Annotated in this window: 1 protein-coding gene; it reads right to left on the reverse strand. The window is 66.4% G+C overall.

What is annotated here, in order from left to right; genetic code table 11:
• Nucleotides 1–389, reverse strand: a 389-nt coding sequence (locus tag M3667_RS16605) for a dihydroxy-acid dehydratase (RefSeq protein WP_251509627.1), incomplete at its 3' end; no start/stop codon positions are given.
• Between the last annotated feature and the right edge of the window lie 45 nt (nt 390–434).

Below are 434 nucleotides of genomic sequence, written 5' to 3' on the forward strand. Positions count from 1 at the left end.
TTATAGCGGCCGGGCAGGATCGAGCCGCCATAGATGAAGACGCTGGGCACGTTCAGCCGCACCATCGCCATCATCATCCCCGGCAGCGACTTGTCGCAGCCCGCAAGGCCCACCAGCGCGTCATAGCAATGCCCGCGCATGGTCAGTTCGACCGTGTCCGCAATGGCATCGCGGCTGGCAAGCGACGACCGCATCCCCTCGTGCCCCATGGCAAGGCCGTCGGTCACGGTGATGGTGGTGAATTCGCGCGGGGTGCCGCCGCCGCGCTTGACGCCCATCTTGACGACCTGCGCCTGCCGGTTCAGCGCGATGTTGCAGGGCGCGGCCTCGTTCCAGCAGGTGGCGACGCCGACGAAGGGTTGGTGGATCTCTTCCTCGGTGATCCCCATCGCGTAAAGATAGCTGCGATGCGCAGCGCGCGCCGGACCTTCGGT

The organism is Microbacterium sp. P26, assembly GCF_023712585.1.
In the GTDB taxonomy this organism is placed as follows: domain Bacteria; phylum Actinomycetota; class Actinomycetes; order Actinomycetales; family Microbacteriaceae; genus Microbacterium; species Microbacterium algihabitans_A.